The sequence below is a fragment of the Hymenobacter sp. NBH84 genome, from assembly GCF_014217645.1.
GTDB classification, from domain to species: domain Bacteria; phylum Bacteroidota; class Bacteroidia; order Cytophagales; family Hymenobacteraceae; genus Hymenobacter; species Hymenobacter profundi.
On record NZ_CP043644.1, the window covers coordinates 1,580,189 to 1,607,053 of the forward strand.

Annotated in this window: 24 protein-coding genes; 3 read left to right on the forward strand and 21 right to left on the reverse strand. The window is 56.4% G+C overall.

The annotated features are described in order from the left end of the window. Positions 1-38 precede the first annotated feature (38 nt). Together F1C16_RS06555 and F1C16_RS06560 are read right to left on the reverse strand one after the other, a co-directional pair. Entirely contained in the window at positions 39-482 is a 444-nt protein-coding gene (locus tag F1C16_RS06555) for a DUF2147 domain-containing protein (protein ID WP_185283545.1), read from the reverse strand. An 834-nt stretch (positions 483-1,316) separates the two neighbouring features. Beyond that, a complete protein-coding gene (locus F1C16_RS06560; protein WP_185283546.1) occupies positions 1,317-1,880 on the reverse strand; it encodes a C40 family peptidase in 564 nt (187 codons plus the stop codon). 164 nt (positions 1,881-2,044) lie between these two features. Here F1C16_RS06560 and F1C16_RS06565 point away from each other — a divergent pair, with 164 nt between their 5' ends. Further along, positions 2,045-3,853 carry a M61 family metallopeptidase gene (locus tag F1C16_RS06565; protein WP_258049045.1) on the forward strand — a complete coding sequence of 603 codons (1,809 nt, stop codon included), beginning with the start codon at positions 2,045-2,047 and terminating at the stop codon, positions 3,851-3,853. Positions 3,854-3,994: 141 nt separating this feature from the next. Here the strand turns inward: F1C16_RS06565 and F1C16_RS06570 are convergent, their stop codons facing one another. The 11 genes from F1C16_RS06570 to F1C16_RS06615 all read right to left on the reverse strand — a co-directional run bounded on the left by F1C16_RS06570 (position 3,995) and on the right by F1C16_RS06615 (position 15,811). Next, positions 3,995-4,963: a class I SAM-dependent methyltransferase gene (locus tag F1C16_RS06570; protein ID WP_185283547.1), complete on the reverse strand. Its 969-nt coding sequence runs from the start codon at positions 4,961-4,963 to the stop codon at positions 3,995-3,997. A gap of 23 nt (positions 4,964-4,986) precedes the next feature. Next, a complete protein-coding gene (locus F1C16_RS06575) occupies positions 4,987-6,921 on the reverse strand; it encodes a KUP/HAK/KT family potassium transporter (RefSeq protein WP_185283548.1) in 1,935 nt (644 codons plus the stop codon). Between the two features lie 95 nt (positions 6,922-7,016). Next, complete coding sequence (locus F1C16_RS06580; protein ID WP_185283549.1) at positions 7,017-7,481, reverse strand: hypothetical protein; 465 nt, start codon at positions 7,479-7,481, stop codon at positions 7,017-7,019. Between the two features lie 106 nt (positions 7,482-7,587). Next, positions 7,588-8,217, reverse strand: a complete 630-nt coding sequence (locus F1C16_RS06585; protein ID WP_185283550.1) for an FKBP-type peptidyl-prolyl cis-trans isomerase — start codon at positions 8,215-8,217, stop codon at positions 7,588-7,590. A gap of 209 nt (positions 8,218-8,426) precedes the next feature. Continuing rightward, positions 8,427-9,140: a bifunctional 2-polyprenyl-6-hydroxyphenol methylase/3-demethylubiquinol 3-O-methyltransferase UbiG gene (locus F1C16_RS06590; RefSeq protein WP_185283551.1), complete on the reverse strand. Its 714-nt coding sequence runs from the start codon at positions 9,138-9,140 to the stop codon at positions 8,427-8,429. A 272-nt stretch (positions 9,141-9,412) separates the two neighbouring features. Further along, on the reverse strand, positions 9,413-9,547 hold the full coding sequence (locus tag F1C16_RS22945) for a hypothetical protein (RefSeq protein WP_258049046.1): 135 nt from the start codon (positions 9,545-9,547) through the stop codon (positions 9,413-9,415). Positions 9,548-9,635: 88 nt separating this feature from the next. Continuing rightward, on the reverse strand, positions 9,636-10,421 hold the full coding sequence (locus tag F1C16_RS06595; protein WP_246601615.1) for a DUF2279 domain-containing protein: 786 nt from the start codon (positions 10,419-10,421) through the stop codon (positions 9,636-9,638). 333 nt (positions 10,422-10,754) lie between these two features. Next, the gene (locus F1C16_RS06600; RefSeq protein ID WP_258049047.1) at positions 10,755-12,185 is read right to left on the reverse strand and encodes an alpha-L-fucosidase; all 1,431 of its coding nucleotides are present in this window, start codon (positions 12,183-12,185) and stop codon (positions 10,755-10,757) included. 160 nt (positions 12,186-12,345) lie between these two features. Continuing rightward, positions 12,346-13,221 carry an aldo/keto reductase gene (locus tag F1C16_RS06605; protein ID WP_185283553.1) on the reverse strand — a complete coding sequence of 292 codons (876 nt, stop codon included), beginning with the start codon at positions 13,219-13,221 and terminating at the stop codon, positions 12,346-12,348. Positions 13,222-13,416: 195 nt separating this feature from the next. Further along, positions 13,417-13,821 (reverse strand): hypothetical protein, encoded by a 405-nt coding sequence (locus F1C16_RS06610; protein WP_185283554.1) that lies wholly within the window; start codon positions 13,819-13,821, stop codon positions 13,417-13,419. Positions 13,822-13,987: 166 nt separating this feature from the next. Continuing rightward, positions 13,988-15,811, reverse strand: coding sequence for a penicillin-binding protein 2 (locus F1C16_RS06615; RefSeq protein WP_185283555.1), 1,824 nt, complete (start codon positions 15,809-15,811; stop codon positions 13,988-13,990). Between the two features lie 242 nt (positions 15,812-16,053). Here F1C16_RS06615 and F1C16_RS06620 point away from each other — a divergent pair, with 242 nt between their 5' ends. Both F1C16_RS06620 and F1C16_RS06625 read left to right on the forward strand, forming a co-directional pair. Then, positions 16,054-17,094, forward strand: coding sequence for a M50 family metallopeptidase (locus tag F1C16_RS06620; protein ID WP_185283556.1), 1,041 nt, complete (start codon positions 16,054-16,056; stop codon positions 17,092-17,094). 665 nt (positions 17,095-17,759) lie between these two features. After that, on the forward strand, positions 17,760-18,248 hold the full coding sequence (locus F1C16_RS06625; RefSeq protein ID WP_185283557.1) for a ferritin-like domain-containing protein: 489 nt from the start codon (positions 17,760-17,762) through the stop codon (positions 18,246-18,248). A gap of 107 nt (positions 18,249-18,355) precedes the next feature. On the opposite strand, the gene F1C16_RS06630 is transcribed toward F1C16_RS06625, so the two are convergent. From F1C16_RS06630 to F1C16_RS22950, 8 genes are all read right to left on the reverse strand, one after another. After that, positions 18,356-19,396: a Fic family protein gene (locus F1C16_RS06630; RefSeq protein ID WP_185283558.1), complete on the reverse strand. Its 1,041-nt coding sequence runs from the start codon at positions 19,394-19,396 to the stop codon at positions 18,356-18,358. A gap of 201 nt (positions 19,397-19,597) precedes the next feature. Beyond that, positions 19,598-20,359 carry a hypothetical protein gene (locus F1C16_RS06635; RefSeq protein ID WP_185283559.1) on the reverse strand — a complete coding sequence of 254 codons (762 nt, stop codon included), beginning with the start codon at positions 20,357-20,359 and terminating at the stop codon, positions 19,598-19,600. 104 nt (positions 20,360-20,463) lie between these two features. Beyond that, complete coding sequence (locus tag F1C16_RS06640) at positions 20,464-23,946, reverse strand: methylmalonyl-CoA mutase family protein (RefSeq protein WP_185283560.1); 3,483 nt, start codon at positions 23,944-23,946, stop codon at positions 20,464-20,466. Positions 23,947-24,086: 140 nt separating this feature from the next. Continuing rightward, a complete protein-coding gene (locus F1C16_RS06645; protein ID WP_185283561.1) occupies positions 24,087-24,959 on the reverse strand; it encodes a carboxypeptidase-like regulatory domain-containing protein in 873 nt (290 codons plus the stop codon). Between the two features lie 122 nt (positions 24,960-25,081). Further along, positions 25,082-25,354 (reverse strand): hypothetical protein, encoded by a 273-nt coding sequence (locus tag F1C16_RS06650; protein WP_185283562.1) that lies wholly within the window; start codon positions 25,352-25,354, stop codon positions 25,082-25,084. Between the two features lie 54 nt (positions 25,355-25,408). Next, the gene (locus tag F1C16_RS06655; protein WP_219733441.1) at positions 25,409-26,011 is read right to left on the reverse strand and encodes a Uma2 family endonuclease; all 603 of its coding nucleotides are present in this window, start codon (positions 26,009-26,011) and stop codon (positions 25,409-25,411) included. 187 nt (positions 26,012-26,198) lie between these two features. Next, the gene (locus F1C16_RS06660; protein WP_258049048.1) at positions 26,199-26,660 is read right to left on the reverse strand and encodes an orotidine 5'-phosphate decarboxylase / HUMPS family protein; all 462 of its coding nucleotides are present in this window, start codon (positions 26,658-26,660) and stop codon (positions 26,199-26,201) included. Beyond that, positions 26,629-26,832 carry an orotidine 5'-phosphate decarboxylase / HUMPS family protein gene (locus tag F1C16_RS22950; RefSeq protein WP_258049049.1) on the reverse strand — a complete coding sequence of 68 codons (204 nt, stop codon included), beginning with the start codon at positions 26,830-26,832 and terminating at the stop codon, positions 26,629-26,631. Before F1C16_RS22950 ends, F1C16_RS06660 begins: the two co-directional genes overlap by 32 nt. Positions 26,833-26,865: the final 33 nt, after the last annotated feature.

Consider the following 26,865-nt stretch of genomic DNA (forward strand, 5'->3'; position numbering starts at 1 on the left):
CGCTGGAAACGCCGCTGCCTGCTAAATAAGTTCGTCGGTTACTTCACCCGCGTCCAGGTCTGCGAGCGGCCAATCAGCGAAAAGCCGATGTAACCCTTCACTTCCATGGTATTTGCATTCAGCATTTTGATGTAGCAGGAATACGTTTTGCCGCTTTCGGGGTCGTAGATTTTGCCATCGTCCCACTTATTATCGGAGTCGTACTCAAAGCCCTGCATGAATACCATGCCCAGGCGGGGGCGGCTACGCAGCTTAGGGTCGGGGTTTACAGTATCGGTTTTGGGCTTGCCGGTTTTAGGGTCGTTTGGTACGGTCAGCGACACAATTTTGCCGCATAGCTTATTGCCATCGCACTTGTAAATTTCAAACGTGGCCTTTTTCTCGGAGTTTGTCCATATGCCCAATGGCGAGAGGCTTTGGGCCGTAGCAAGCTTAGTGAAACCCAGCAGCATTGCCAGGCAGAGAAACAACATCTTTTTCATGGTGATAATAGAGAGTGGTGGGTTCGGGGAAAAAAGATAGAGGAAAACCATGAAACGATCAAAGCAACTGAGTGCAAACAGACCGCGCCAGAGTACCATGCTTAGGATGCAAACATAACGCCAGCTTACCAATCAGACGATAGCGAAAAGAAAGACATCTTTTTTCTGAAAAAAACGTGCTGATGCTCAGGGCAGTAGCTTCAGGGGGTAAAATAGTAGGGTTTTTATTTTGAACCATCCGGTGGGCTTTTAACTTTACAGACCAGTAGCGAGTGCTACAGCCCTGTTCAAGCAGCCCTAAGGTGCTGGGCCGCGCGAACAACGGTTATGTCGAACGTAAAGAAAGGAGGTACAAAATGTCTAGTAGTCCCAACCAAATCCTGCCGAGCCTGTCGAATGTAGTCCGCATCACCGCCGGACGCGCGTAATAACAGCTTTTCGCGCGGAGCACTTGTTAGCCCAGCAGGGCGTGCTCCCGCATTCTGGCAAGGTCTTATCTCACGGATGGCGGGGCTGTACCCCAGACCCGTCGCTTGGTAAGATTTGAAGGATTAGATGCCCGGTATTGCCCAGCAGCCTTTCTGTAGGCCTGCACAGGCAGTACCGGGCATCGCTTTTTTAGGAAAGGTGGAGTTGGGAGTTTGTGGGGTAGAGAAGTGTACTTGAGTTTGTATAATAAGAAGGCGTCTGTCATCCTGAGCTTGCGAAGGACCTTATCACGGCAGAACGACAAGCGTAACAACGACTCGTTCTTGGGACATAAGGTCCTTCACTCCGCTCAGGATGACAGACGCTTGCCTACTCACAACTTCACAAACTCTCAACTTCACCATGCTAAAGCACCCGCCGCACCTGCATAAAGCGGCGCTCGTAGCCGGAGCCTTCTACCTGGCTGATTTTTACGCCGGACTCATGGCGGGCCGAGGAGGAATGAATGAAACGCAACGGCTCGCCGGGCTCCGAGAGCACAATGCCCGCGTGGCCGGGCGTGGTGGAAGTAGCGGCCGTACCCGTAAACACCACAATATCGCCGGGGCGGGCCTGGCTACGCTCCACGGGCCGGCCCACGCTGATAAGCTGCGCGGTGGAGTGCGGTACGCTGATATCGAACTGCTTGAATACGTAGTACACGAAGCCTGAGCAATCGAAGCCACCCGCGGGCGTGGTGCCGGCGTAGCAGTAGCGCGTGCCCAACTGCTGCTCGGCAAAGCGGATGATGGCCTCAGCCCGGTCGTTCATTACGGGGGTAGGGGCGCGGGGCGTGCGGTGCACAACGGCTACCACCGGCACGGCTTGGGTAGGCACCACGCGAGCAGAAGGAGCTGCCGGGCGTGGCCAGAGAAATACGGCCAGTAGCACGGCTACCAAACTCAGAAAGGTTATCCAAACGTAGCGCATAAGAGGGTAGGGAAGTAAGCAGCCTAACGGCAACCAGCGGGTAGGGGTTCCGGCGGGGTAGGCGCGGACGAGTAGGTAGGCTCAAAAATCGGCTGTACTTTGCAACCCCGGCTGCCTTTTGGGGTCGGGTGTACTCCTGCTTTTCTACTTATTATTTTTTGTTCATGCTGCCTACCCGTTTCCGCACACTGGTGGCCGCTGGGGCGCTGTCATTTTTGACGGCCGCCACGGCCGCCGCCGCTTCGCCTACCCTGCGCTACACCCTCTCGATGCCTGCCCCGCAAACGCACTATTTCGAGGTGGAAATGAGCTTGGGAGGCTTCAACAAACCCTACACCGACGTGAAAATGCCCGTGTGGGCACCCGGCTCCTACCTGGTGCGGGAGTTCGAGAAAAACGTGGAGGGCTTGGTAGCAACGGCCGGCGGGCAGGCGCTGCAAGTCGATAAGGTGGATAAAAACACTTGGCGCGTGTATCACCCAAAAGCCAAAGACTTCACCGTTAAATATAAGGTGTACGCCTATGAACTGAGCGTGCGCACCAGCTTCTTGGACGCTTCGCACGGCTACCTCAACGGCACCAGCGTGTTTATGTATCCGGCCGAGGGAAAAGCGCTGGAGAGTACCCTCACGGTGCAGCCCGCCACTGGCTGGAGCCAGGTGAGCACCAGCCTAAAGCCGGTGAGCGGCAGCGCGCCCTTCACCTTCCGCTCCACCAACTATGACGAGCTGGCCGACTCGCCCATTGAAATCGGCAACCAGAAAATCTTGCAATTCACTGCCAACGGCACGCCCCACACGGTAGCCATGTATGGCGAAGCCCGTTACGACGAGCAGCAACTGCTGGCCGATATGAAGAAGGTGTGCGAGGAAGCGCACCGCGTGGTGGGCCAGAATCCACTGGACCGCTACGTGTTCATCGTGCACAACCTGGAGCGCGGCAGCGGCGGCCTGGAGCATTTGTTCTCGACTACCCTGGAAGTGTCGCGCACCACCTACAACACACCCGGTGGCTACAAAGGCTTCCTGGGGCTGGTGGCGCACGAGTATTTCCACCTCTGGAACGTGAAGCGCATCCGGCCCATCGCACTCGGGCCGTTTGACTACGACAAGGAAAACTACACGCACATGTTGTGGGTGAGCGAGGGGGGCACGGAGTATTTCTCCAACCTGATTACCCAGCGCGCCGGCTTCGTGAAGCCCGAAAACTACCTGGCCGATCTCAGCAACGTGATTACTCGCGTAGAAAATACGCCCGGCAACAAAGTGCAGTCTGCCGCCGAGTCGAGCTTCGACAGCTGGATCAAGCAGTACCGGCCCAACGAAAACTCCTACAACACCAGCATCAGCTACTACGATAAGGGCGAGGTGATTGGCGCTGTGCTGGATCTGATGGTGATTAACGCCACCAAGGGCGAGAAAAGCCTCGACGACGTGATGCGCTACCTCTACTCGGAGTACTACACCAAGAAAAAGCGCGGCTTCACCGACGAAGAATACCAGGCGGCCGTAGCCAAAATAGCTGGCCAACGCTTCGACGACTTCTTCCGTCGCTACGTGTACGGTACCGAAACCCTACCCTACAACACGGCCCTGGGCTACGCGGGCCTGCGCCTCACCAACACGCCTACTACCTCCGATGGTGTGCTAGGCGCCGTGGTCAGTGCCCGCAGCGGCGCGCCTACCGTCACGACGGTCGTGCGCGACGGTAGCGCTTGGCAAGGCGGCCTGAACGTGAACGACGAAATCCTGGCCCTCGACGGCGGCCGCATTACCACCGACCCCAACACGGCCCTCACTGGCCGGCCGGCCGGTACCACCGTCAAATTCTTGGTAAACCGCGACGGCCAGATCAAGGAAGTGAGCTTCCCGCTGCTGGCCGGCACCACCCAGCGCTACCGCGTGGAGCAGGTAGAAAACCCTACCGAAGCGCAGTTGAAAGTGCTGCGCAAGTGGCTGCCGGTAGGGCAGTAGGTTATAGATAGTAGGAGAAGTAAACAATAATCTTTTTGTACGCTTTCGTCCTATTATATCTCTCTAACCCAACGCCCTTTAACTGCAAACGGCCCCGCTGAAAGATTCAGCGGGGCCGTTTTATTGTGACAAAATGCAAGCTCAGGTTTTCTGGTACACCCCAAACAGAATGTCGCTGGGATGGTGAGTCAGGAAAGCGTCTTCTGCCGCAAACAACGTAGCCAATAACTGGTGCGTCTGTGGCGTGTTAGCAAGAAAGTGATGGGCAATGTCCTTGAGCACGAGGGCAAGCAAATTGCCGCCTACTTCAGTTTCCTCCAGCAGCGTAAAGCGTTGCTTTACTGCTCCTCTGATCTGTTCACTCTCCACAGCTTCCGAAGGGTCTGAAACCAGCATCCGGAGCAGGCCGGGGCCGCTGATGCGCGTTTTCAGACGCTGGCTGCGGTAGCGCCGCCGATACGAGGCCGGTAGGGTCGCCAACAACTCGTTGGCAGCGAACAGCTGCGCAGCGCTCCATTGCAAGCGGTTGGGGCCTACATAATCATAAAGGACCACTAGGCCGCCGGGGCGCAGGGCGTGCCACACATTGTCCAGCACGTCGTCCACATGTTGGAAGTGATGGAGGGCTGAGTGGAACAGCACCACGTCGTAGGTGTTTTGCGGCCAGTGCTGGCGGTTGATATCGCGCACCACGAAGTGCATGTTATGCAGCCCTTCGCGTTGAGCTTGAATTTTAGCTTGGTCCAGTAGGGCACGAGCAATGTCTACGCACTCTACTTGGCTAAATGCGGCGTGGCGGGCAAAAGCCAGTTCGTGGCTGCAACTGCCGCTTCCCAGCGAGCACAGCGACAGGCCCGTGCGGTTTCGCAGATACTTTGCTACCACGTAGGACTCGTAGGGGAAGGTAGGGTCGCCCGTGATTCTCTGATTCCAGCGCGCCCGCACAGCAGGCACAATCCACCAGTTAGCCGTTTGCAGCGTCGGGTCGTCGAACGTGCGCTGGGTGCGGGCTAAGGCGCTAGGGTTCAGCTTTGAGAAAAGATAACTTGCCCCCCGTTGCTGCACTTTCGCTAGCAGCTCTGAAAAATCGTCGCGGGTTAGTAAAGGCATAGCAACAGGTGGGCGAGCCGTACTTATTGAATTCGCTTAAGGGCTACGTCACGAACGGGCGCAATCACCAGCGGTACTTTTTCCACCTTCACCGAACTGGTATCGAGGCCGAAATACTTGTCTTCCGACGCAATGAATTGCTTGATGTAGAAATACGCCTGCATTACCAGCTTTTCCACGGTAGGGAAGTCGTTTTCGACAGACAGGTACTTCTCCAGCACCACAAAGCGGAAGTCGCCCGTCACGTGCTGCTTGCTCAGCGACTCGTAGCGCGAGGTGATGTCCACTTCCTTGTTGCGCACTAGGTCCTCAATCACCTTGCGGAAATAGAGGTTGATGCGTTGCTCTACCCGAAAGCCCAGTCGGAACGTGATGCGGAAGGCATCGTTGGGCGCTAGTTCCACCACTTTATATTCCATGGTATACGGCTCGTCGGTGGTATCTACGTGCACAAACCAGTAGATATCAGCACGCTTGGGACGCTTCTGGAAGATGGAGTAGATGATCTTCGACTCAATTTCGGAAGCCCGCTCGGCCGAGGTCATAAACACCAGGTGGGTGGAATATTTGGGGATGGAATCATCGTGGCTCAGATTCTTGAGCGCTTCCATATAGGGGTCAATCTTGACGAACTCCGTGAGGCGCTTCTTGATGTAGAAGGCCCTCAGCCACACATACATCACGCCCACCAGCGCCGCCCCAATGGCCAGCGACACCCAGCCCCCGTGCGGGAACTTGATGAGGTTGGCCACTAGAAATGACCCCTCGATGCTGCCGTAGAGCAGCACAAACAGCACGACAGCGGCTATGGGTACCCGCTTGCTGCGCAGCCACATGGTGAGCAGCAGCGTCGTCATCAGCATGGTGAGGGTGATAGCCAGACCATAGGCTGCTTCCATGTGCTCGGAGCGCTGAAAATACAGCACTACCCCAATGCAGCCAAACAGCAATAGCCGATTCATGCTCGGGACAAACAGCTGGCCCTTCACATCGGTAGGGTAGTTGAGCTTCACCTTGGGCCACATATTCAGGCGGATAGCTTCTGCTACCAGGGTAAACGAGCCCGTTATAAGCGCTTGCGAGGCAATAACCGCTGCAATGGTGGCAATGCCGATGCCGATGATCAGGAACCACTCGGGCATGAGAGCATAGAATGGGTTACGACCATCAAGCTGTTCGCCCGCATGGCTTATCAGCCAAGCGCCCTGCCCGAAGTAGTTGAGTAGCAGGCATAGCTTCACGAACATCCAGCTGATGCGGATGTTGCCTTTGCCGCAGTGGCCCAGGTCGGAGTAGAGCGCCTCAGCCCCAGTGGTGCATAGGAACACGGCACCCAGTAGCCAGAAACCGCCGGGGTAGTTCACCAGCAAGTCGTAGGCATAGTAGGGGTTGGCAGCCTTCAGAATTTCTGGATGCTGCACAATGCCTAAGATGCCCAGGGTAGCCAACATGCTGAACCACAAAAACATAATTGGCCCAAAAGCCTTGCCCACAATCTGCGTTCCGAAGCTCTGCAACAAGAACAACAGCAGCAAAATACCGATAACGATAGGAACCGTAGGGATAGTGGGGTAGATAGCCTCCAACCCCTCTACCGCCGACGACACCGAGATGGGAGGCGTAATAACCCCGTCGGCCAGCAAGGCCGCGCCGCCTACAATAGCCGGGATGGTAAGCCAGCCCGCTCGGCGCCGCACCAATGCGTAGAGCGAAAAAATGCCGCCTTCACCGTTGTTATCGGCGTTCAGCGTCAGCAATACATATTTGATGGTGGTTTGCAGCGTCAGCGTCCAGAGTACGCACGAGATGCCGCCATACACCAAAATCGGGTCGATGGTGCCCGGCACAATTGCCTTCATCACATAGAGTGGCGAGGTGCCTATATCACCGTAGATAATACCCAGGGCGATAAGCAAACCTGCCGTAGAAATGGCGGTGTGCTGGTGTTTAGAGTCCATAAAAAATAGGAGGGAAAACGGTGGTATTAACCAGTGAAACGGACGCGTCAAAGGTAAAGCAAAACCACTGGATGCGCGGTTAAAGCAATGACGGGTTAAAACGAATCGGTAGGTGGAGTTTCCGGGGCAGCGTCGGGCGGGGTGAGGGTAGCCAGCAGCTGCGCGGCATGGGCCGCGGCAGCATCATGTTGGGCCCGAATGCGGCGGTTTAGCTCACGGAGTAGGGGCAGCCAGGTGGCCAGGTCGCCGGGTAGGGAAAAGTGCGCGGCTTCGCGGCCGGCCCGGTGCAGGCGCAGTCGGTTGGTGCCGCGGTTTCCGTAAATCAGTAGCAGAGCGCCTACCGTCAGACCCAGCGCAGTAGGTAGGGTGCGCAGCCAGTTTTGCAGGAAAGCCAGCAGCACCCCCGCCAGCACCAGCGCGCCCAGCATATACCACAGCAACCACCGCACAGGCGTCAGCTCGGCGGCTTCCAGCTCCAGCAGGCTGTAGCGCTGGTCGTGCACGCGCAGAGTTGTGGCCGTTAGCTCCAGGCGGTTGTCCTCGCTACGCAGGGTAGGCAAGTCGACGGGAGGAAGGGGAGGAGTAGAAAAGTCCGTAGGAGAAGGCAGGAAAAACGTTTCCCCGACAGCCGCCGGATCGGAGATGCAGCGGGTGCCGGGGAAACAGTTAGTTATTCACTTTCAGCAATTCCACGTCGAAGACGAGCGTGGAGTCGGGGCCGATGTCGCGGCCGGCGCCACGCTTGCCGTAGGCCAGGTCCGAAGGGATGTAGAGGCGCCACTTCGAGCCTTCGGGCATCAGTTGCAGGGCTTCTGTCCAGCCGGCAATTACCTGGTTCACACCAAAGGTAGCGGGCTGACCGCGCTGGTAGCTACTGTCGAACACGTTGCCGTTGATGAGCGTGCCGTGGTAGTGTGTGGTCACCGACGAGCTAGGGGTAGGCTTGGGGCCATTGCCCTCAGTCAGTACTTCGTATTGCAGGCCGCTGGGCAGGGTAGTCACACCCGGCTTGTTTTTGTTTTCGGCAAGGAAGGCTTCGCCTTCGGCTTTGTTGTTGTTCATGGCGTTGGGGTCTTGGGTGTCATCTTCTTCGGCGCCGCCCAGTTGCTCCTGGAGCTGCCGCATGGCGGCCTCAATTTGCTCGTTGGAGAGGGCGCTGGGCTTGCCGCCCAGGGCATCCTTCATACTTTGAGCCAGCACATCTACGTTTAGGTCGAGGCCTTGCTGCGAGAAGTTGCTGGCCATGTCGCGGCCGATAATGTAGCTGATTTGCTCCTTGAGCGAAGTCAATTCCATGTGGTAAGGGTTAGAAACGATTAGGTGTATGCCGCTCTTATACGGTTATGGGCGCGAAAGTGCAGAAAAAAAGCAGGCTCCAGTTCGCGGAGCCCGTAGAACGAAGTGCGTAGGTAGCGGAAAAGCCTACAAAAATGCTCTGCCGGACAAGCAGGGTAGGGCAAACGTGCAAAGTAATAAGCTGCCCTACAGCAGAGTGAACTGCGCAGCTAGGCGTTGCGAGCCTCCGGCATTTTACCGGCCACGAAGTTTAGACCGAAATACAGCTTTTCTTTAAGCAGCGCGTTGCGGCGCCATATGCGGTCTTCCCGCTGGACCAGTTCCGGCGTGTTGTTTTGCTTGAACATAAACGGCGGAAACAGCCGAATGTACCGCACGTCGGCGGGGTAAATGGTGAGCTGCTGCTTGTGCAGCTCGCGCCGCCAGGTAGCAAGCGGACGAATGTTCTCATTGCCCAGCAAAATATTCTTCTTTAACTGCTCATCATAGATTTCGATGATGCGCTTGTTGCCGCGCCGCAGATAAAGCTTCAGATTCTGCACCACGTTGCCTCCGTTTTCTTCTACAATGATGAGGTTGCCAGCTGGTCGGAGCGCCTGATGAAAAATGCGCAGGGCATCCTGCAGCGGCTCTAGGTGGTGCAGCGTGTCCTGAATGATGATGTGGTCGTAGGACGCCGGCGGTGGCGGCACATCAAACAGGTTTTCGTAGCTATACGTGAAGCCCGATACGTCGCCAAACTGTGCCCAGTACTGTAGCCGCTCCGGAATACGTGCGAAGTAAAATTCGAGCGTAGTGCCGTGTACCTTGTAGCCATTCAGGGCCAGGAAAATAGCAGTAGTGCCGTAGCCGCAGCCACAATCCCAGATAGCGGCATCGGTAGTAGGCAGGTGGTCCAGAATATACTGGAGCCGTTGCACCACATACGCCTTCCGAAACTCGAAACTGGCGGGATTTTCTAAAAATTTGTAGTAGCTAGTAAGCTTGGAGTTACTCTTCAGTTCTTCTAAAAATAATGCGAAAAACTCTTCAATATGCATATGTCAGGTCCTGCTTGGGAGGAAAGGTTGGCTATCTAATTTGAGGTGAAGATAGAAGCTTAACGGCTAATGCAACCTTCCGCCACTTTTTGAAATGCAGAAAACCCCGCCATAGGCGGGGTTCATGGTAGTAACTAGCCGTATGGAAAAGCAACCTAGAAATGCAACTCCTCGCCGTCGCGCAGGTCAAAAAACAGGTTCAGGTCCCGCACCTGAGAGGCCAGGAAGCTCAACGACCCCAGGCTGCTCAGCAACAGAAACGACGAAACGGCAACAGTGCTTCTTTTCATAGTGATGGATGGTAGCATGATGATGGTCAGTTGGTTGTGGGCAAAGATACTATATTCAGCTGAATAGATGGCTGGTAGGTACACAAACTTAGTAATAGAGCGGACGGAACACGAGCCCGCGCTTGGTATTGTATTCCAAAGCCGGTGCAGGTATGCGCACAATGCTGAGCACGTAGAAGGCTGTGCGCAGCAGGCCACTGCGGGTAGGAATGTTCTGTAGGTTCAGGTCGGGAGAAAGGTAGAACTTGCGGTAGGGCCGGTAGCCCAGCGCCCGGTTCTGGGCCGGGTCGCCTGCCACCATCCCGGCAGCGCCGTAGCCTACTGCCACGTTCAACCACTTCGGGTAGCGCGTGCTAGAGGGTAGAAAGCGGGATATATCCGTCGAGAGCCAGTATGTTTGGCCATTGTAGTCTTTCAATACCTGCCCGGCGTAGCTGTTGCCCAGGCTTTCGAGGCGGGTAGTGGGGTAGGACGTACTATGAAACGAGAATTTCGGCATCACCCTGATTTCGCCCCAGGCCAACTGCTGCCCCAGCACTCCCGCCGCACCGGCAGCATTAGCTACCATATCGCTGTTGGAAAAGCCGTAGCCTTCGCTCATGCCATCCAGTATTTCGATGGGCGTTTGCAGGGCCAGACCAACTAGGCTGCCAAGCCAGATGGCTTTTTTCTCGGAGGTGCCTGCCCAGCGCAACGCGTCCACGCCCATGCGGCTTTCGTGGAAAGCAGTCCAGAAGTGGCCCGCTTTATCCATCTGCTTCCAGTGGTGGCTGTCGTCGTAGAAGTGAAAGCGGGTGCGAGGATATTCTTTGTACCACGCGTCGCTGAGCAGTTTGAGCGAAACCGCATAGCCCACTACAAAGCCAGTACCCAATACAAGCTGCCGAGTGCGTTTCTGATGGGTAGTCAGCGTATCAGATGGGGTGGCTGTGGGTTGTGCAACAGTCTGGAATATAGTTGCAACATTCAGAAGTATGCTACCAACTAATTTGGAGAAAAAGGAAAGCGCATTAGTTGGCGTAGAAAAATTCAATAAAATCTATTTTAAGTGAAGCAAAAGTCTCTTACATACGGCAATTCGTCCTGCACGGCCATAAGAGGCTTCACATTTATCAAGCTAGATTACACATTGAGCTTTCGAGCGCCCCGCCACCTGCTTTCATCTCAGGCCCAGTGAGGTATAGTGCTCACCGGGCCTACTCTGCATCTACGGCCTCTGCTTATACACTCCTACCTCGCTCAGGGCCACACAAACCGGCGATGCTGTGATGGCCACGCGCAGTTTGGTGGTCGTTACGGGCGCATCCAGCTTCACCAGCTTCTTGGCCCCGATGCTCGTGCCTGTGTAAAGTGGCTTCCAAGCGCCATCCTGCCAAGCTTCAAGGGTGAAACCCTCTACGCGCTGGCCCAGCGGAATGTACTCCTGCAAGCTGATGATATCGAACGTTTTGGGCGCGGTGAAAGCTATTTCCAGGCTGGGCGTGTGCACGTTGTCGGTGGTAGCCCAGTAAGTTTGGCGGTTACCGTCGAGCAGCTTGGCAGGGGCGTAGGTGGCGTGGCGGGTGTTACTGGCCGTGAGGCGGGCGCCCTTCGCCAGGTTGTCAGCGAAGGTATGCTGCACCATGTCGCCAAAGGTTTTGAGGGCCGCTACGTCGTCGGCGTGTAGCTGGCCGCGGGTGTCGGGGGCCAGGCCCAGGTCCAGGGCCGCGCCGCGGCCTACGCTTTTCAGGTACAAATCAAACAGCGCTTCGGGCGTTTTGGGCGCCTCGGTGGGGTGGTAGAACCAGCCTTTGCGAAGTGGTACGTCGCACTCGGCCGGCATCCAAAACTCGCCGTTGCGGATACCCATGGGGCTTTGCGGGTAGTTGGCCTGACCCGGCACGGCTACGTTTTTACCCTCGGGCGGGCGAGGCGTGAAGGTAGCCCAGCTGGTTTCGGCCGCGTGGCCTTCCTCATTGCCTACCCAGCGCACATCCCAGCCAATATCACTGAAGATGTTGGCCATGGGCTGCATCTTGCGGGTGATGCCCCAGGTTTGGTCCCAATTATAATAGGTGGTGTTATCGATGGAGCGCTTCTCGCGGGCACCGCCGTAGTAGCCGTCGCCGCCGTTGGCGCCGTCGTGCCAGCTCATAAACAGCTCCCCGTAGTTGGCGTATAGCTCTTTCAACTGGGCCTGGTATATGGGTAGGTAGGCGGGAGTACCGTAGGCAGCGTTGTTTCGGTCCCAGGGCGAGCAGTACACACCAAACTTCAGGCCCTGCTTCCGAGCCGCCTGCTCCATCTCCTTCACCAAATCGCCTTTTCCACCACGAAAAGGGCTTTTTGAGATGTTGTACGCAGTGGTTTTGGTGGGCCACAATGCAAAGCCGTCGTGGTGCTTGGCTACCAGAATAATACCGCGCAAGCCGCCTGCCTTAGCTGCTCGCACAATCTGCTCGGCATCAAAATCGGTGGGGTTGAAGACGCTCGGATCCGCATCACCATAGCCCCACTCCTTGTTCTCGAAGGTAGTAGGCGTGAAATGTACAATGCCATATACTTCGGTGGTGTGCCACGCCTGTTGCCTGGCCGAGGGTAGGGCGCCGTAAGGCTTCGGCGGGGTCGCCGGCGCGCTGACACTAGGTCGGCTTGGCAAGTGGTGGGCAGATAAATAGTCGGGGGTTTTGCTGGCTAAAAAACAGGTGGAGCCACAGAGTAGAACGGCGCTGAAGAAGCTTCTCGACATACAGAGAGTTGAAAGGTGCGGGCCTACAAGAAACAAACTTTGCGATTAGGCTACGTCGCTCCGCCGTTTCCTACCCCAGATACGCCATGTCCTCCGCGCTCAGTTGGATAGCGGCAGCAGCCAGGTTTTCCCGCAAGTGCGCCAGCGAGGAAGTACCCGGAATCGGCAGAATCCAGGGCGACTTGTGCAGCTGCCAGGCCAGGTTAATTTGGGCAGGTGTGGCGTTGTGGCGGCGGGCTACCTCGCCAATTTTATTGAGTTCTTTGGGTAGGGCGTGCAGCAGCGAGAAAAAAGGAATCAACGGGATTTCGTGATTTTCACAAAGGTCCAACACTTCCTCCCCGCCGGGGTTGTGGCCGTGCGCGTGCGCTAGGGTCGTGCGCTGGGCGTAGCCGTACATGTTTTCTACAGTAGCAATTTCGCCCAGCTGCAAGCCGGTTTCCAGCTCCTCGCGGGTCACGTTGCTGAGGCCCACGTGCAGGATTTTACCCTCGCGCTGCAGCTCAAACATAGCGCCCAACTGCTCGTCCAAGGGCACCGCGCCGTGGCCCATCAGGCGCAGGTGCACCAGTTGGATCTGCTCCTGACCCAAGGTGCGCAGGTTGTTCTCCATGCTGGTGCGCAGATTTTCGGGCGTGTTGAAGGGCACCCAGCTTTTATCGGGTCGACGGGTAGCGCCTACCTTAGTGCAGATAACCAGGTCGGCGGGGTAGGGGTAGAGGGCTTCGCGGATGAGGCGATTGGTGACGTCCTCGCCGTAATAATCGGCCGTGTCGAGGAAGTTTACGCCGTTTTCTACGGCCGTGCGCAGAATTTGCAGGGCCTCGGAGCGGTTGGCCGGCTCACCCCATACATCGGGACCGGGTAGGCGCATGGTGCCGTAGCCCAAGCGGTTGACGGTAAGCGGTTGGGTGGAGTTAGAGGCGATGGTGATGGTGGAGGGCATGGGGAGGAACGTCGAGCGTGACGAGATAACAGATCACTAGCCAAACCAGAATAAGCCCGATAGGTTGTCACACTTCGGGTATTCCCAAGGGAAGTAGAGAACAGCCTGCCAACTGAATTGCCTGAACCGAAAGCAAACAGAAGCTTCTTTCTCCTAAGCAGACGTTTGTTGCCAACTACAGGGTAGCGCTAGCCGCTACTGAGTCCGTAGCCACGTTTGCGCCACCTCCAGACTGTCAAACAAATACAGGTCCAGTTGATTGCCAATACGGTGTTGTAGATCCTCAATGGACAATTGACTAAACACGTCTGGCGATATCACCTGCCCGATGGAACGCAATCCTGCTGCAATAGTCAGTGGCGTCCAGATTTGCTGAATCCAGTCGTTGGCCTCCACAAAGGTGCCAATTAAGTCGCGATGGTCGTTGAGCAGCTTGGCGCAGGGCTGCTGCCGAATCATATCCAAGTGCGTTAACCCTCCATCCATGACCGTTCCCAACGTCTGACGTCCATACCAGCGGGCATGAATCCAGTTTTCAAATTGATTATGCTGCAGCGTTAGAAAAGTGCTGCCGTCGCCGCGGCGTAACGAGGTTTCCATAAAAGTAGGGATGAGCGTAGCCATGGGTAGGGAATAAATGACTAGCGCTGCAAATAACGCAATAGTAGGTGGCCTTCGCGCCAGATCGTAGACACATAGGCGGTAGCGAACAGTTACCTCGCTACCCGATGACGGCAATTTCGACATAACCAGCCGGCCATGCCCGCTAGTACCCGTCCCTGGCCCTACTCTGCATACGCCGTTCCCAGCGCTTGCGCTTAGGCGCAATGCTGCCGCGCAGGTACTTTTCCATCACCAGCACCGCACAGGGCGCCGCCGCTGTGGCCCCAAAACCTGCATTTTCAAGGTACACGGCCACGGCAATCTTAGGATTGTCGGCTGGGGCAAAGCCGACGAAAGCGGCGTGGTCGTCGCCTTCGTCGTTTTGCACGGTGCCGGTTTTGCCGGCTACTGTAATGCCTACGTCGGCCAGGCTGGAAGCTTCGGCCGTGCCGCCACGCTGTAGCACGGCCACCATGCCGGGTAGCAGCGCGGCAAAGTTCGCGCTGTCAATAAGCGTATGGTGCTTTTGGGTGAAGCGTGGTAGGGGGCCGCTGTTGCCCACGCTACGCACCAGGTGCGGCGGGTAGTACCAGCCCCGGTTGGCTACAATGGCCGCCATATTGGCCATTTGTAAGCCCGTCAGGTTGATTTCGCCCTGCCCGATGCTGAGCGAGTAGATAGAGCGGTAAGTCCACTTGTTGGTGCCGCGGGCTTTGTCATAGTAGGCCGGAGTAGGGAGGAAACCGGGCGCCTCGCGCGCCACATCGGCACCCAGCACCGAGTCCAGCCCAAACGACCGGACGTAGCGCCGCCACAAAGCCAGGTTGACGTGGCGGGCCGCCGCCGAATCCTGGGCCAGGCTGTCGGGCACGCGGTTGATGAGCTGCTGCATTGCCTGGTAGAAGTAAGGGTTGCAACTGTACTTCAGGCCCATGGTCAGACTGTTGGCCTGGGGGTGATGGTGCACGCAACGCACCAACGATTGGTCGCAGCGAAACCCGGTGGTAGGGAGAATAGCACCCAACTGCAACGCGGCGGCGGCATTCACCAGCTTAAACACTGAGCCGGGCGGGTTGGCCAGCATGGCCGGCCGGTTCAGCAGGGGCATATCGGCATCTTGCAGCAGCTGGGTGCGTACGCCCGCTTGGTCGGGGGCGGTGATGGTGCTGGCCGGGTACACCGGCGCCGACACGTAGGCCAGAATTTCGCCGGTGCGTGGGTCCAGGGCCACCAGGTAGCCCTTGCGGCCGCCCAATAGCTTTTCGGCGTAGGCCTGTAGCTTCGCATCAATGGTCAGGTGCAGGTCCTGGCCTTGCTGAAAAACAGTATCCTTTGCCCAGGCGCCGTGCTGGTTGCCCTGCGCATCCATTAAGGGGTGTAGGTAGCCCCAATGCCCGTTGAGCAGACCATTATAGTAGGTTTCTACTCCACCGTTGCGCAGCCGGTAAAAGCGGCCGCGCCTGGTGCGTTTGGCCTGGCGGTAGAAGGCCTGCGCCTCGGCACCCAGGTAGCCCAGCACAGGCGCGCCCGCGCTGGTGGTGTACACGCGCTGGCGCCGCTCGGTTAGCACCAGCTTTTGCAGTACGGTGGCGCTGCTGTCGCGGCGCACGCGCGCGGCTTCCTTGGCCGTGAGGCGGAACTGGATGGGGTAGCCGGTAGAGGCTAGGCCGTAGGGTAGGGCATCGGCAAGGCGCTGCCGAACGGTCACCGAATCCCAGCCCAGCAGTTGGCCCAGTGCCAGTGTGTCGAGCAGGCGGCGCGGGAGTTTCAGGAGAAACTGCGGGCGCGTATCCACCAGCACCGAGTCGTACCGATCCAGAATGCGGCCCCGGTGCAACGAGTCGGACACCACGATGCGCTGCCGGGTGTAGGTAGGGTCTGCGGCCTGGGCTGGGTCGCTGGTTTGCTGGTCCGACGAGGAACAAGCAGCCAGCCCCACCAGCAGCAAGAAGAAGAGTAGTCCTTGAATCGTGAAAACCGTGCGCATGAGAGTAAAGCTAGGCATTTGCGGAGCTTCGGGCCGTGCTTTTCGATGAATCGAGTGTGATCCTATCTATCGTCAGCACGCAAGATGCTTCGACTCCGCTCAGCATGACGTTCAACCTCCCTATTTTCAACTTCCTAAACAGCTTTATCATGAAGAAACTAAGACTATTTATATTCGCAATAGTGGGCGGGGTTGTAGGTTTTCTATGTGCCAAGTACGGATTACTTTCCCCTCCCGTCGCCTTGCACTGGACCCTGATGCAAAAGCTGGGGCTGCTGGCCCTGCTGCCGGTGGCGTGGCTGGTGGCGGTCGGCCTGCACGAATTGGGCCATGCGTTGGCCGGGCGCCTGCAAGGGTTTTGCCTGCATTGGCTGACGATAGGCCCGCTGATGTGGCGCCGCCAGCCCGCAGGCCGCCTACGCTTCGAGTGGAACCGCAAACTGAACACAGCCGGGGGCCTGGCCCTCAGCGTGCCCCCCGACGACGTGCGGCTGCGCGAACGGTTCCGCGTATTCGCTGCGGGCGGGCCATTGGCAAGCCTGGCATGGGGCGCGTTGGGGGTAGGCCTCTACACGCTGCTGCCGGCCGCAGCTCAAGGCACGGTGCCGGTAATAGCGCTGGCCCTGAGCGGTGGTATTTCTCTTCTGTTGTTCGTCGTCACCATCATTCCCTTTCACACCGGAGGCTTCGCCAGCGACGGCATGCGCCTACTCAACCTAAGCCGCCGGGGACCAAAACAAGAGCTGGAAGTAAGTATGCTGACGGCCTCTATCCGCAGCATGGTCGGCATACGACCGCGTGAGTTGAACCGCTTGGCCCTGGAAGCCGCCGCTGCCCTGCACGTCGAGCACCCATTGAAATGCCATCTGTCCTACTACCTCTACCTGCACTACCTCGACGCGGGCGACCCGGTGGCAGCCGGGCAGCAACTGGCCTACTATCGCCAACATCTGTCCCAAGTGCCGGCTGCATTGCAAGCCAGCGGCTGGCTGGAAGCCGCGTTTTTCAGCGCCGCCTACGAGCACGACGCCACGGCTGCCCGCGCCTACCAGGCCGAAGCTAAGCTTAGCGCTTTCACCCCAGCCGACCAACCGCCGCGCGTAGAAGCGGCCTTGGCCCGCCTTGCCGGCGATGCCGAGCGTGCCCGCACGCAGGCGCAAGCCGCCCTACGCGAGCTACCTCGCAACCTCGATCAGGGTAGCGTTCATCTGTATCGGGAATGGCTGCAAGACACCGTGCGCTGGGCAGAACAAGCAGCCGTTGCGCGGGTAGCGTCCGCGTAGGGTAGCCAAGGTCGGGGCCAGCTTGCGCAAGTAGGCATTGTACCCAATCGGAGCGGTTTTCCTGCATGCCACTAAAAATACAGCCCGTATGCAACAGCTTCAACCGTAGGGGTAGGCTGCGCGTCCTCGTGCTGGCTGGGGTCGTGCTGAGGTTCGGCTACCTCGCAGTTCATGGCCCAAGGTTGTTTTACCTACAGGATATTGTCATTTTGCAGCTTCAGTGACAAAACATTGTTGAGCTGCTGTCGTGAACTAGCCGATAACATTCGACCCTCATCCAGCCCATGTATGGGAGACAGGGTAGTATCACGAAAGAGCGATTGACTATACCGGAGCTAGGTATGTTGATGCAGCATAATTTCGTGGCCTATAGAACGCTATAACGTTGACTGCCACCTATATGCTTGGTGACGAAAAACGGAAGAAGAAGCTCGGCCTTAGCGCGGTCACAACAATAGGATTTATGGGGTAGGAGGCCTTGGTTTTGTCTTCGTATCGCAGAAAGTAATGAGGTTGTTTATAAGTGCAAAATATTGATAATAAGGTAGTAATAGCAAATAAAAGCGCGGTGTTTGTTGCTGATCGGTGCCGCCAACAAATCGACAGGGGGACCGTTGAAAGGGCAAGACAAGTGATTCTCACTTCGATCTTTTATCCTCTGTATCATGAAAACCGACGACCTAAAACAACTCATCAAAGACGGCCTATCAGCTCAAAAAGCAGGAAGCCAGGTAGCAGCCAAAGCAACCGACGAAATCCTCAACGACGCCACGCACCCCGAGCTGAAAGCTGCCCTCAAAGAAGGCAATGAAACCTCCAAGGAGTGGGCAAAGCGCCTTGATCGTGCCATCGAAGAAGTAGGTGGCGCGAACAACCAGGACAACGAAATCCTGGAAGCCCACTACCAAGTGAGCAAAGAGATTCGGGCACAAGCCAAAACCGACAGCGTGCGTGACCTGGGCATCATTGCCAGCGGCCAAATGGCCCTGCACTACTGGATTGCTTCCTTCGGCACGGTAGCCTCGTACGCCGCCTCTGCCGGCTTCTCGCAGACTGAAAAAGAACTGAAAGCCTCCGTGCAAGAAGCCAAACAAGCCGACGACAAGCACACCGACCTTGCCCAGCGGATTCTCGCCGAGGAGGGCCAGGAATAGAGAATCTTCCTCTCTATCTGCCAAATAAAAACCGCGCCGCTTGGATAGCTCCAGGCGGCGCGGTGTGCGTTGGGTGCATTGCAGCGTTAGAAACCAGAGGTCATACTTTACACCAGGTAATAAACGGTAGCGGGACCTTGGCCCTGTTTTTCAATTCGCCCTTGTGCTATCAGCTCGGCTAACGTGCGTTTAACCGATGGTCCTGGAATACCAAGTTTTTCGGCAATTTGACCGGACTTGCTGCCAGGATGGTTCCCGATAAAGCTGATTATTGCTTTTTCGCGGGGTGACAACTGCGTTGCTGCTTCCTGCACAGTTAGCTTTTGCAGTAATTGTTGCTGCACGTTGCGTAAGGCATCGAAAAAGAAATGCAGCCAAGCCGACACATTCTCCCCAGGCCGCTGCGACTGACACTGCTGCAACACCCGGTAATACTCCGTCTTGCGGTTTTCAATTTCGTGCTCCAAACTCACGTACTGAATCCAGACATAGCCGTGACGCAGTAGGAGCAGGGTAGCCAGCAAGCGGCTCAACCGTCCGTTGCCATCTTGGAAAGGGTGAATGCTCACGAAATCGTAGGCGAACAGGGCGCACTTCACCAGTGGGTGCGTGACTTCGTCGCGGTGAAACCAGGCTACTAGCTCGCGCATGGCATCTTCGGTAGCAAAGCCCGGCGCGGTGGTTTGAAAGACGGTCTGCCGGGTGCCGTCGGGTAGGGAGGCTTCTACGGCGTTGCTGTGCTGCTTGTAGTTGCCACGGTGCCACTCGTCTTTGCGGCTGAAACGCAGCAAGTGGTTGTGCAGGCCTTTGAGGCTGTTTTCGCTTATGTCGATGTCGGCGTAGGATTCCGAAATCAGATCTAGCAGCTGAAAATACCCGACTACCTCCTGCGCATCCCGGTCTTCCAGCTTGCTGATATCGGTGTTTTGCAGCAGTACGTCTACTTCCTCGTCGCTCATGCGCGAGCCTTCAATGCGGGTAGAGGCACCCACGCTACGCACCGTGGCAATGGCTTTAAGTTGCTTAAGCGTCTGACCTTCACGCCGCTCAATAGCCGACCAACTGGCATCAAAACGGTCCAGCTTGCTGATGGTGGCCAGCAACGCCCAATCCAGCGTTACCCGAACGGTATGTACGTGTTCATCCATACCACAAAGATATAGGATGATACGATTTGATACGATTTGATTCGTTTGTGATACGATAGAAAACGAGCGCGCCGCCCAGATAATTCCTAGCGGCGCGGCACCGGTTTGCCGCTGGCGCGGCAGTAAAGGCACAGCCTCCACGTTATGGTTGGTCACAAGTTACGCTCCGCTAAACTCGCGCCAGATAGGGAAATCAAGCAATCAGACATTAAGCCTTTTGTTTGTAATCTTAACTCCATCGGTTATTCTTTTATTAGGCACCTCATTATAATTCTTCCTTACAGCAATGTCAGTCACAAGTACTGCCAGTGCTTTGAGAGTCATAATGGCCTCTTTTAAATAATCATAACTGATAATGGCTTTGTTGCCCAATTTGAAAGTAGGATTGGCTACTTCACGCAGATATTTTCTATCTACTTTGCCATCGTTATGAACAAATATGTTTCTTCTAGCAATTATTTCAGCAAACTTATCTAGAGTTTTATGATGATTATCTGTAAAGAACTTTGCCAATCCAAGCTTTGCAGTATCCTTCTTAAAGAAATCAGTAGGGTTTCCGTAAAAAATGCCTCTAATTTTTTCTTCAGTTAACTTTGCCAACATTTCTTCTTTGTCGAAACTGTTGATAATAATCGACAATAATTTAGACTCACGTTTTTCGCTCTCTTGTTCAGAGCTTCCAACAGTCAGCTTATTTGGGAAGTTTTTATAAACAATCAGTGAAACGTCTTTTAAGAAGTTTTCAGTCGTTATAATTGCTTCTATAAATACTTTTTCATAATTGCCAACTTTCTGCTGTTGCTCAATTACAGCAAATAAGTCATCTCTAGTTACAAGAAGAGTGTTCCCAGCATTCGCGTCAGGGTACTGTATTTGATATTTGTGTTCAAAGGATTTTATGTCCTTTCGTAAAATGTCATAAAAAAAGTTGTTGCAATTAAATACACGCCAGATATCATTCATTGTTACTCTGTAAGAAGAGTATAACGTGCATATGCGTTTGAAGCCTGTCTTGCTGCCTGGTGGGTTTCCTGTACTTGGTCGCATTATTATCTCTATTACGCTTCCTACATATTCCTTCTATACTGCCCACCTACCTCAAACAACGCATTCGTAATCTGCCCGAGCGAGCAGAACTTCACGGTTTCTATTAGCTCCTCGAATAGGTTTCCATTGGCAATGGCTACCTGTTGCAGCTGCTTCAGGCGCTGCTCGGTGGTGCCATGGTTGCGGACGTGCAGGTTTTGCAGCATCGTGATTTGGTACTGCTTTTCCTCTTCCGTGGCGCGGATTACCTCGGCCGGGATGACCGTGGGTGAGCCTTTGGAGGAGAGGAAGGTGTTCACGCCGATGATGGGATACTCGCCCGTGTGCTTGAGCATCTCATAGTGCATGCTTTCCTCCTGAATCTTGCCGCGCTGGTACATGGTTTCCATAGCACCCAGCACGCCGCCGCGCTCCGTGATGCGGTCAAACTCGGCCAATACGGCTTCTTCTACCAGGTCGGTCAGCTCCTCGATGATGAAGGAACCCTGCAGCGGGTTTTCGTTTTTGGCCAGGCCCAGCTCGCGGTTGATGATGAGCTGGATGGCCATGGCCCGGCGCACCGATTCCTCGGTGGGCGTGGTGATGGCCTCGTCGTAGGCGTTGGTATGCAGGGAGTTGCAGTTGTCGTAGATGGCGTAGAGCGCCTGCAACGTGGTGCGGATATCGTTGAAGTCGATTTCCTGGGCGTGCAGCGAGCGGCCGCTGGTCTGGATGTGGTACTTCAACATCTGCGAGCGGGCGTTGGCGCCGTACTTCAGCTTCATGGCCTTGGCCCAGATGCGGCGCGCCACGCGGCCAATCACGGCGTACTCAGGGTCGATGCCGTTGGAGAAGAAGAACGACAGGTTGGGCGCGAAGTCGTTCACGTCCATGCCCCGGCTCACGTAGTACTCCACAAAGGTGAAGCCGTTGCTGAGGGTAAGGGCCAGCTGGGTAATGGGGTTGGCGCCCGCCTCGGCAATGTGGTAGCCCGAAATCGACACCGAGTAGAAGTTGCGCACCTTTTCCGTGATGAAGTATTCCTGCACGTCGCCCATCAGGCGCAGGGCAAACTCTGTGGAGAAGATGCAGGTGTTCTGGGCCTGGTCTTCCTTCAGAATGTCGGCCTGCACGGTGCCGCGCACCTGCGAGAGCGTGCGCGCCTTGATGGTGGCGTACACGTCGGCGGGTAGGACCTGGTCGCCGGTCACGCCGAGCAGCATCAGGCCGAGGCCGTCGTTGCCTTCGGGTAGAGCGCCTTGGTAGCGAGGTCGCTCCAGGTTTTTCTCCTGGTAGAGCTGGTTGATTTTGGTGTCGACCTCGCTTTCCAGCCCGTTCTCCTTAATATAGAGTTCGCACTGCTGATCGATGGCCGCATTCATGAAGAACGCCGCCAGCGTGGCGGCCGGACCGTTAATGGTCATCGACACCGACGTGCTGGGGTTGGCTAGGTTGAAGCCGGAGTAGAGCTTCTTGGCGTCGTCGAGGCAGGCGATGCTCACGCCGGCATTGCCGATTTTGCCGTAGATATCGGGCCGCAGGTCGGGGTCTTCGCCGTAGAGCGTCACCGAGTCGAAGGCCGTGCTCAGGCGCTTGGCGGGTAGGCCCATGCTGACGTAGTGGAAGCGCCGGTTGGTGCGCTCGGGGCCACCTTCGCCCGCAAACATGCGGGTAGGGTCTTCGCCCTCACGCTTAAACGGGAACACGCCGGCCGTGTAGGGAAACTCGCCGGGCACGTTTTCCTGCAACTGCCAGCGCAGCAAGTCGCCCCAGGCCGTGTAGCGGGGTAGGGAAACCTTCGGAATCTGCTGGCCCGAGAGGCTCTGGGTGTGCGTCTGGATGCGGATTTCCTTGTCGCGCACCTTAAATACAAACTCCGGAGCCTTGTATGCGGCTACCTTGTGCGGCCAGGTTTCCAGGAGTTTCCAGTTTTGCCCGTCCAGCCGCAGCTTGATTTCCTCGAATGCGGCCTCCAGGCCGGCCACGAGTGCGCCGGCGTCGAGGGCTGGGCTGCCCCCGCTGGTTCCGCTAGGGCTTCCGGCCCCGAGGCTGCGGACGGCGTCGACACTTTGCTGAAGTCCGAAAAGCTGCTGGGCAGTTGCGGATTGTTGGTGGACCCACTGGTCATATTGGCGGTTGGTTTCGGCTATTTCGGAAAGATAACGCGTGCGGTGGGGCGGAATGATATAGATCTTCTCCGATTCCCCTACCGGGGTTTCCAGGTGCGAGGCAAAGGTAGCGCCCGTTTTCTCTTCCAGCACGTGCAACACGGCCCGGTACAGGCGATTCATACCGGGGTCGTTGAACTGGCTGGCAATGGTGCCGAACACCGGCATCTGGTCCAGCGGCGCATCCCATTGCTGGTGGTTGCGCTGGTATTGCTTGCGCACGTCGCGCAGAGCATCAAGGGCGCCGCGCTTGTCGAACTTGTTGAGGGCGATGACATCGGCAAAGTCCAGCATGTCAATTTTTTCCAGCTGGGTGGCCGCGCCGTACTCGGGCGTCATCACGTAGAGGCTGGCGTCGGAGTGCTCGGTGATTTCCGTGTCCGACTGCCCAATGCCCGAGGTCTCAAGGATAATCAGGTCGAAGTCGGCGGCGCGCACCACGTCCACGGCGTCCTGCACGTACTTGCTGAGGGCCAGATTGCTCTGACGGGTAGCGAGGCTGCGCATATACACCCGCGGCGAGTTGATGGCGTTCATCCGAATCCGGTCGCCGAGTAGGGCGCCGCCGGTCTTACGCTTGCTGGGGTCGACGGAAATAATGGCAATGGTCTTCTCCGGAAAATCGAGCAGGAAGCGCCTTACCAGCTCATCCACCAAGCTCGACTTGCCCGCGCCGCCCGTGCCGGTAATGCCGAGAATGGGGGCGGTTGTAGGGTAGGCGGTTGTAGGGGTAGGAGTTCGGGAGTTGGGAGACTCCACTCCGTTTTCGCTCTGCTGAAAGTCGGAAATAAGCTGCGACTTCACCCGCTCATACTCCTCCGGGAAGTTTTCGGCGGCCGAAATCAGGCGGCCGATGCTGCGGGCGTCTTTCTCCTTCACGTGGCCGACTTCGCCGTTGAGGTGCTGGCCAGTCGGGAAGTCGGAGCGCTGGAGTAGGTCGTTGATCATGCCCTGTAGGCCCATAGCGCGGCCGTGGTCGGGCGAGTAAATGCGCTCGATGCCGTAGGCTTCCAGCTCCTCTATCTCCGTGGGCAGAATCACGCCGCCGCCGCCGCCAAAGATCTTTACGTGGCCCGCGCCGCGCTCGTGCAGCAGGTCGTGCATGTACTTGAAGTACTCGTTGTGCCCGCCCTGGTAGGAAGTAATGGCAATGGCCTGCGCATCCTCCTGAATGGCGCAGTCCACGATTTCCTGCACCGAGCGATTGTGGCCCAGGTGAATGACTTCGGCGCCGCTGCTCTGGATGATGCGTCGCATGATGTTAATGGCCGCGTCGTGCCCATCGAACAGGGCAGCAGCCGTTACGATGCGAACGTGGTTTTGGGGCTTATAAGGAGCAACGGGGGTGGTTTGCATAGTGGGTGGGGTAGGGTAGTTTGGGTAGGCTAAGGTACGAAATAGGCAGCGGGGGCGCGTGCAAGCGTCCGTGCTGCGCTATCTCATTCAGCTCGTGCTACCTAACAACGTCAGCAACGACGAGCGCGTGCAACGCGCCCCTACCGCCAGCTCTGCACATTCAGGTACAGGCTGGGCTGTCCGGGGTAGAATTTCCACTGGTCCTGGCTTTTATTCCGGGTGTAGACCAGATGCAGGGGAGTCGGGAAGGCCGCTGGAACATCGAAGGAATCATAGCTAGCTGTTTCTCCCACCGCGTCGAGCCATTGCAGCGCCACTACTATCTTTTGACCTTTGTTGAGTTGCAGATTATAAGGCCTCAAATCGACGCTAATCCAGCCGTGCTGCTGTTCGGTAAGCACCAGTTGAATATCGGCGGGCAGCAACAACTCCGCCGGCCGGCTGTTGCGGACGGCGTAGAACAGCAGCCGCAGGCGGACCTGCCGGAACGGATTTCTAGCCACGTACACGTTGAAATCGTCTACGTAGCAATTACGGGAGGAAGTGAGGAAAGTCCCGAACTCCGAGCCGAGCTTTTCGCGTCGGCGGGTACTATCCGCCACGATACTATTCACACCCCAGTGGGCTATTCCGCTGGTGCCGGTGCGTCCCAGTACCTGTGGCTTTAGTTGCTGGTGGCGCACCATTACCTCGCGCAATGTCTGCGGCTGCTTCCGCAACCGGATAGTTATGGGCTGTTGCCGTAACTGACGTACCACCAGTCGAGCCGGCTGGTAGCCTACGCACGTGACCACCACGGTATCCGTCGCCGCAAGATCCGGCGAGTCTGAGAAACTGAAGCGTCCTTGGGCATCTGCTACGGTTCCCAAAGCCTTGCCCTTCACCCCAACAGAAGCAAACGGCACGGGGGCAGCAGTTGAATCGTAGTACACTTGCCCTTGCAAGGTTTGGCCAACCAGCAGGGTAGGCCGACATAAAATCAATGAAAAACCGATTAATAGGGTAAAGCGCATGAAGCTGTAGCGTTGATTGATACAGCTAAGGGAGTGCAGCCGGGTAGCGTAGCGTTGCAATGCGCATAAAAAAGCCCTGGCGAGGGCCGGAGCGTGGTGCGAGTTTGCATTAGGCAGACTATTCATTCAGAATTAGATGAATCTTCTTCGAAGTCCTCAATGAAGTTTCTACCACCAGTAGTATTAAAATTGTTTAAAATGTATTCCAGAGCCTCAATGGGAATGTCAATACCCTGGTGAAATGTTGAGAATGTTATCTTTTTCAAATCGTCATGCCTGAATATCTCTAGTAGTAGTGTATGGCCCTCCCACAACTCCCAGCCCAAGCCATCGCGTGGGTTCACATCACTTGCTATTACAAGCCGAAAATTCCGGTTATCAATAATAAGAGCCATATGCTGGGTTTAAGAAGTAATGATGCGTAGTGAAACCAGTAAGGATAACCTATTTCACCGCAGTTCCGTCAGCCGCAGCCGGAACCCTGGTAGCACTGCTTCGCCCGAAAGCTCATGATCAAAGCCTTGTACCACCTCCGGCTCTGGCTGGCCGGGGCGGTAGAGGTAGGCGGTTTCTGTCTCGGGTACGAGCAGCCAGGCCAGTTGTGCCCCATTGCGGAGCCAGTCAAGCATCTTCGCTTGCAGGGTTTTAGTCGAATCAGTAGCCGATTTCAACTCCACCACAAACTCCGGGCACACAGGGGCGAACTTATCCTGCTGCTCAGTCGTCAGGGCGTTCCACTTAGCCGCCGAAACCCAGGAAGCATCCGGCGATAGTACGGAGCCATCGGGTAGGGTGAAACCGGTGTTGGAGTCAAAGACCTCTCCTAGCTCTGTATGGTCAATAAACCAGTTGTATAACTGCCCATTCAAGCGGGCGTTGCGTTTGCCGGAGCGGCTGCCGGTAGGCGACATAAGAACAATTTCGTGGTTGGCCGTGCGCTCGATGCGCAACTCCGGATGCTGCTGGCAGAAGTCAAAAAACTCCGCATCGGTCATCTTTTCCAGGTACGGGCCGCGCAAAACCAGGCTGTGTTCGGAGAAGAGAGGTAGCATAGCAGAAAGATACGCGTTTGGTCGTAATGCCAAAACGTGGATAATAGTCTCAACGTTCAGGAGGCGCTTCTGCCTCATCCATCCATTCGCGCACAGCTAATAAAAAAAGCTCCGACCAATGGCCGGAGCTTTTTCGATAGCCTATTGAGGCGTGTGTACTACGGATGCAGCAAAGAGACTACCTGCCTTAGGCAGCGTCGAGGGCTTCGCGTAGCTCCTTGGCAGCAGCGGCCGGATCGGCGGCGCTATAGATAGCACCACCGGCAACGGCAACAGCTACGCCAGCTTGCTTCACGGCAGCAATATTGCTCAGGTTAACACCGCCCGCAATGGAAACAGGTACACCGGCGCGCTTCGCCTCATCAATCAATACCTGGATGGAGTAACCTTCCAGAGCCTGCTCGTCGAGGCCGGCGTGCAGCTCCACGAATTCTACGCCCAGCGCACTTACTTCCTGAGCCCGCTTCACGCGGTCGGTCACGCCAATAGTGTCTACTACCACGCCTTTGCCGTGCGCTTTGGCTGCTTTCACAGCGCCTACGATGGTAGCGTTGTCTACGGCACCCAGGATGGTTACTAGGTCAGCGCCGGCTTTGAAGGCCATGTCCGCTTCCAGCTCACCCGTATCGGCGGTTTTTGAAATCGGCAAAAACGAGTTTGTCGGGGTGTGCTTGCTTCATGGCCGTAATAACGGCCAGGCCTTCGCTCTTGATCAGGGGCGTGCCCAATTCAATGATATCAACGTAGGGCGCTACTTTGCCAGCCAGGGTCAAAGCCTCTTGGGTGCTTAGTAGGTCAATTGCAACTTGTAATTTAGCCATGATTGTGGGTCTGATTTTGTGTTAGGTAGGAGA

Coding starts and splice junctions, on each gene's coding strand:
- F1C16_RS06615 (WP_185283555.1), bottom strand. CDS start 15,811: ATGCGCACGGTTTTCACGATTCAAGGACTACTCTTCTTCTTGCTGCTG.
- F1C16_RS06610 (WP_185283554.1), bottom strand. CDS start 13,821: ATGGAAACCTCGTTACGCCGCGGCGACGGCAGCACTTTTCTAACGCTG.
- F1C16_RS06575 (WP_185283548.1), bottom strand. CDS start 6,921: ATGGACTCTAAACACCAGCACACCGCCATTTCTACGGCAGGTTTGCTT.
- F1C16_RS06635 (WP_185283559.1), bottom strand. CDS start 20,359: ATGAATGATATCTGGCGTGTATTTAATTGCAACAACTTTTTTTATGAC.
- F1C16_RS06640 (WP_185283560.1), bottom strand. CDS start 23,946: ATGCAAACCACCCCCGTTGCTCCTTATAAGCCCCAAAACCACGTTCGC.
- F1C16_RS06655 (WP_219733441.1), bottom strand. CDS start 26,011: ATGCTACCTCTCTTCTCCGAACACAGCCTGGTTTTGCGCGGCCCGTAC.
- F1C16_RS06625 (WP_185283557.1), top strand. CDS start 17,760: ATGAAAACCGACGACCTAAAACAACTCATCAAAGACGGCCTATCAGCT.
- F1C16_RS06605 (WP_185283553.1), bottom strand. CDS start 13,221: ATGCCCTCCACCATCACCATCGCCTCTAACTCCACCCAACCGCTTACC.
- F1C16_RS06565 (WP_258049045.1), top strand. CDS start 2,045: ATGCTGCCTACCCGTTTCCGCACACTGGTGGCCGCTGGGGCGCTGTCA.
- F1C16_RS06650 (WP_185283562.1), bottom strand. CDS start 25,354: ATGGCTCTTATTATTGATAACCGGAATTTTCGGCTTGTAATAGCAAGT.
- F1C16_RS06555 (WP_185283545.1), bottom strand. CDS start 482: ATGAAAAAGATGTTGTTTCTCTGCCTGGCAATGCTGCTGGGTTTCACT.
- F1C16_RS06645 (WP_185283561.1), bottom strand. CDS start 24,959: ATGCGCTTTACCCTATTAATCGGTTTTTCATTGATTTTATGTCGGCCT.
- F1C16_RS22945 (WP_258049046.1), bottom strand. CDS start 9,547: ATGAAAAGAAGCACTGTTGCCGTTTCGTCGTTTCTGTTGCTGAGCAGC.
- F1C16_RS06630 (WP_185283558.1), bottom strand. CDS start 19,396: ATGGATGAACACGTACATACCGTTCGGGTAACGCTGGATTGGGCGTTG.
- F1C16_RS22950 (WP_258049049.1), bottom strand. CDS start 26,832: ATGGCTAAATTACAAGTTGCAATTGACCTACTAAGCACCCAAGAGGCT.
- F1C16_RS06570 (WP_185283547.1), bottom strand. CDS start 4,963: ATGCCTTTACTAACCCGCGACGATTTTTCAGAGCTGCTAGCGAAAGTG.
- F1C16_RS06585 (WP_185283550.1), bottom strand. CDS start 8,217: ATGGAATTGACTTCGCTCAAGGAGCAAATCAGCTACATTATCGGCCGC.
- F1C16_RS06560 (WP_185283546.1), bottom strand. CDS start 1,880: ATGCGCTACGTTTGGATAACCTTTCTGAGTTTGGTAGCCGTGCTACTG.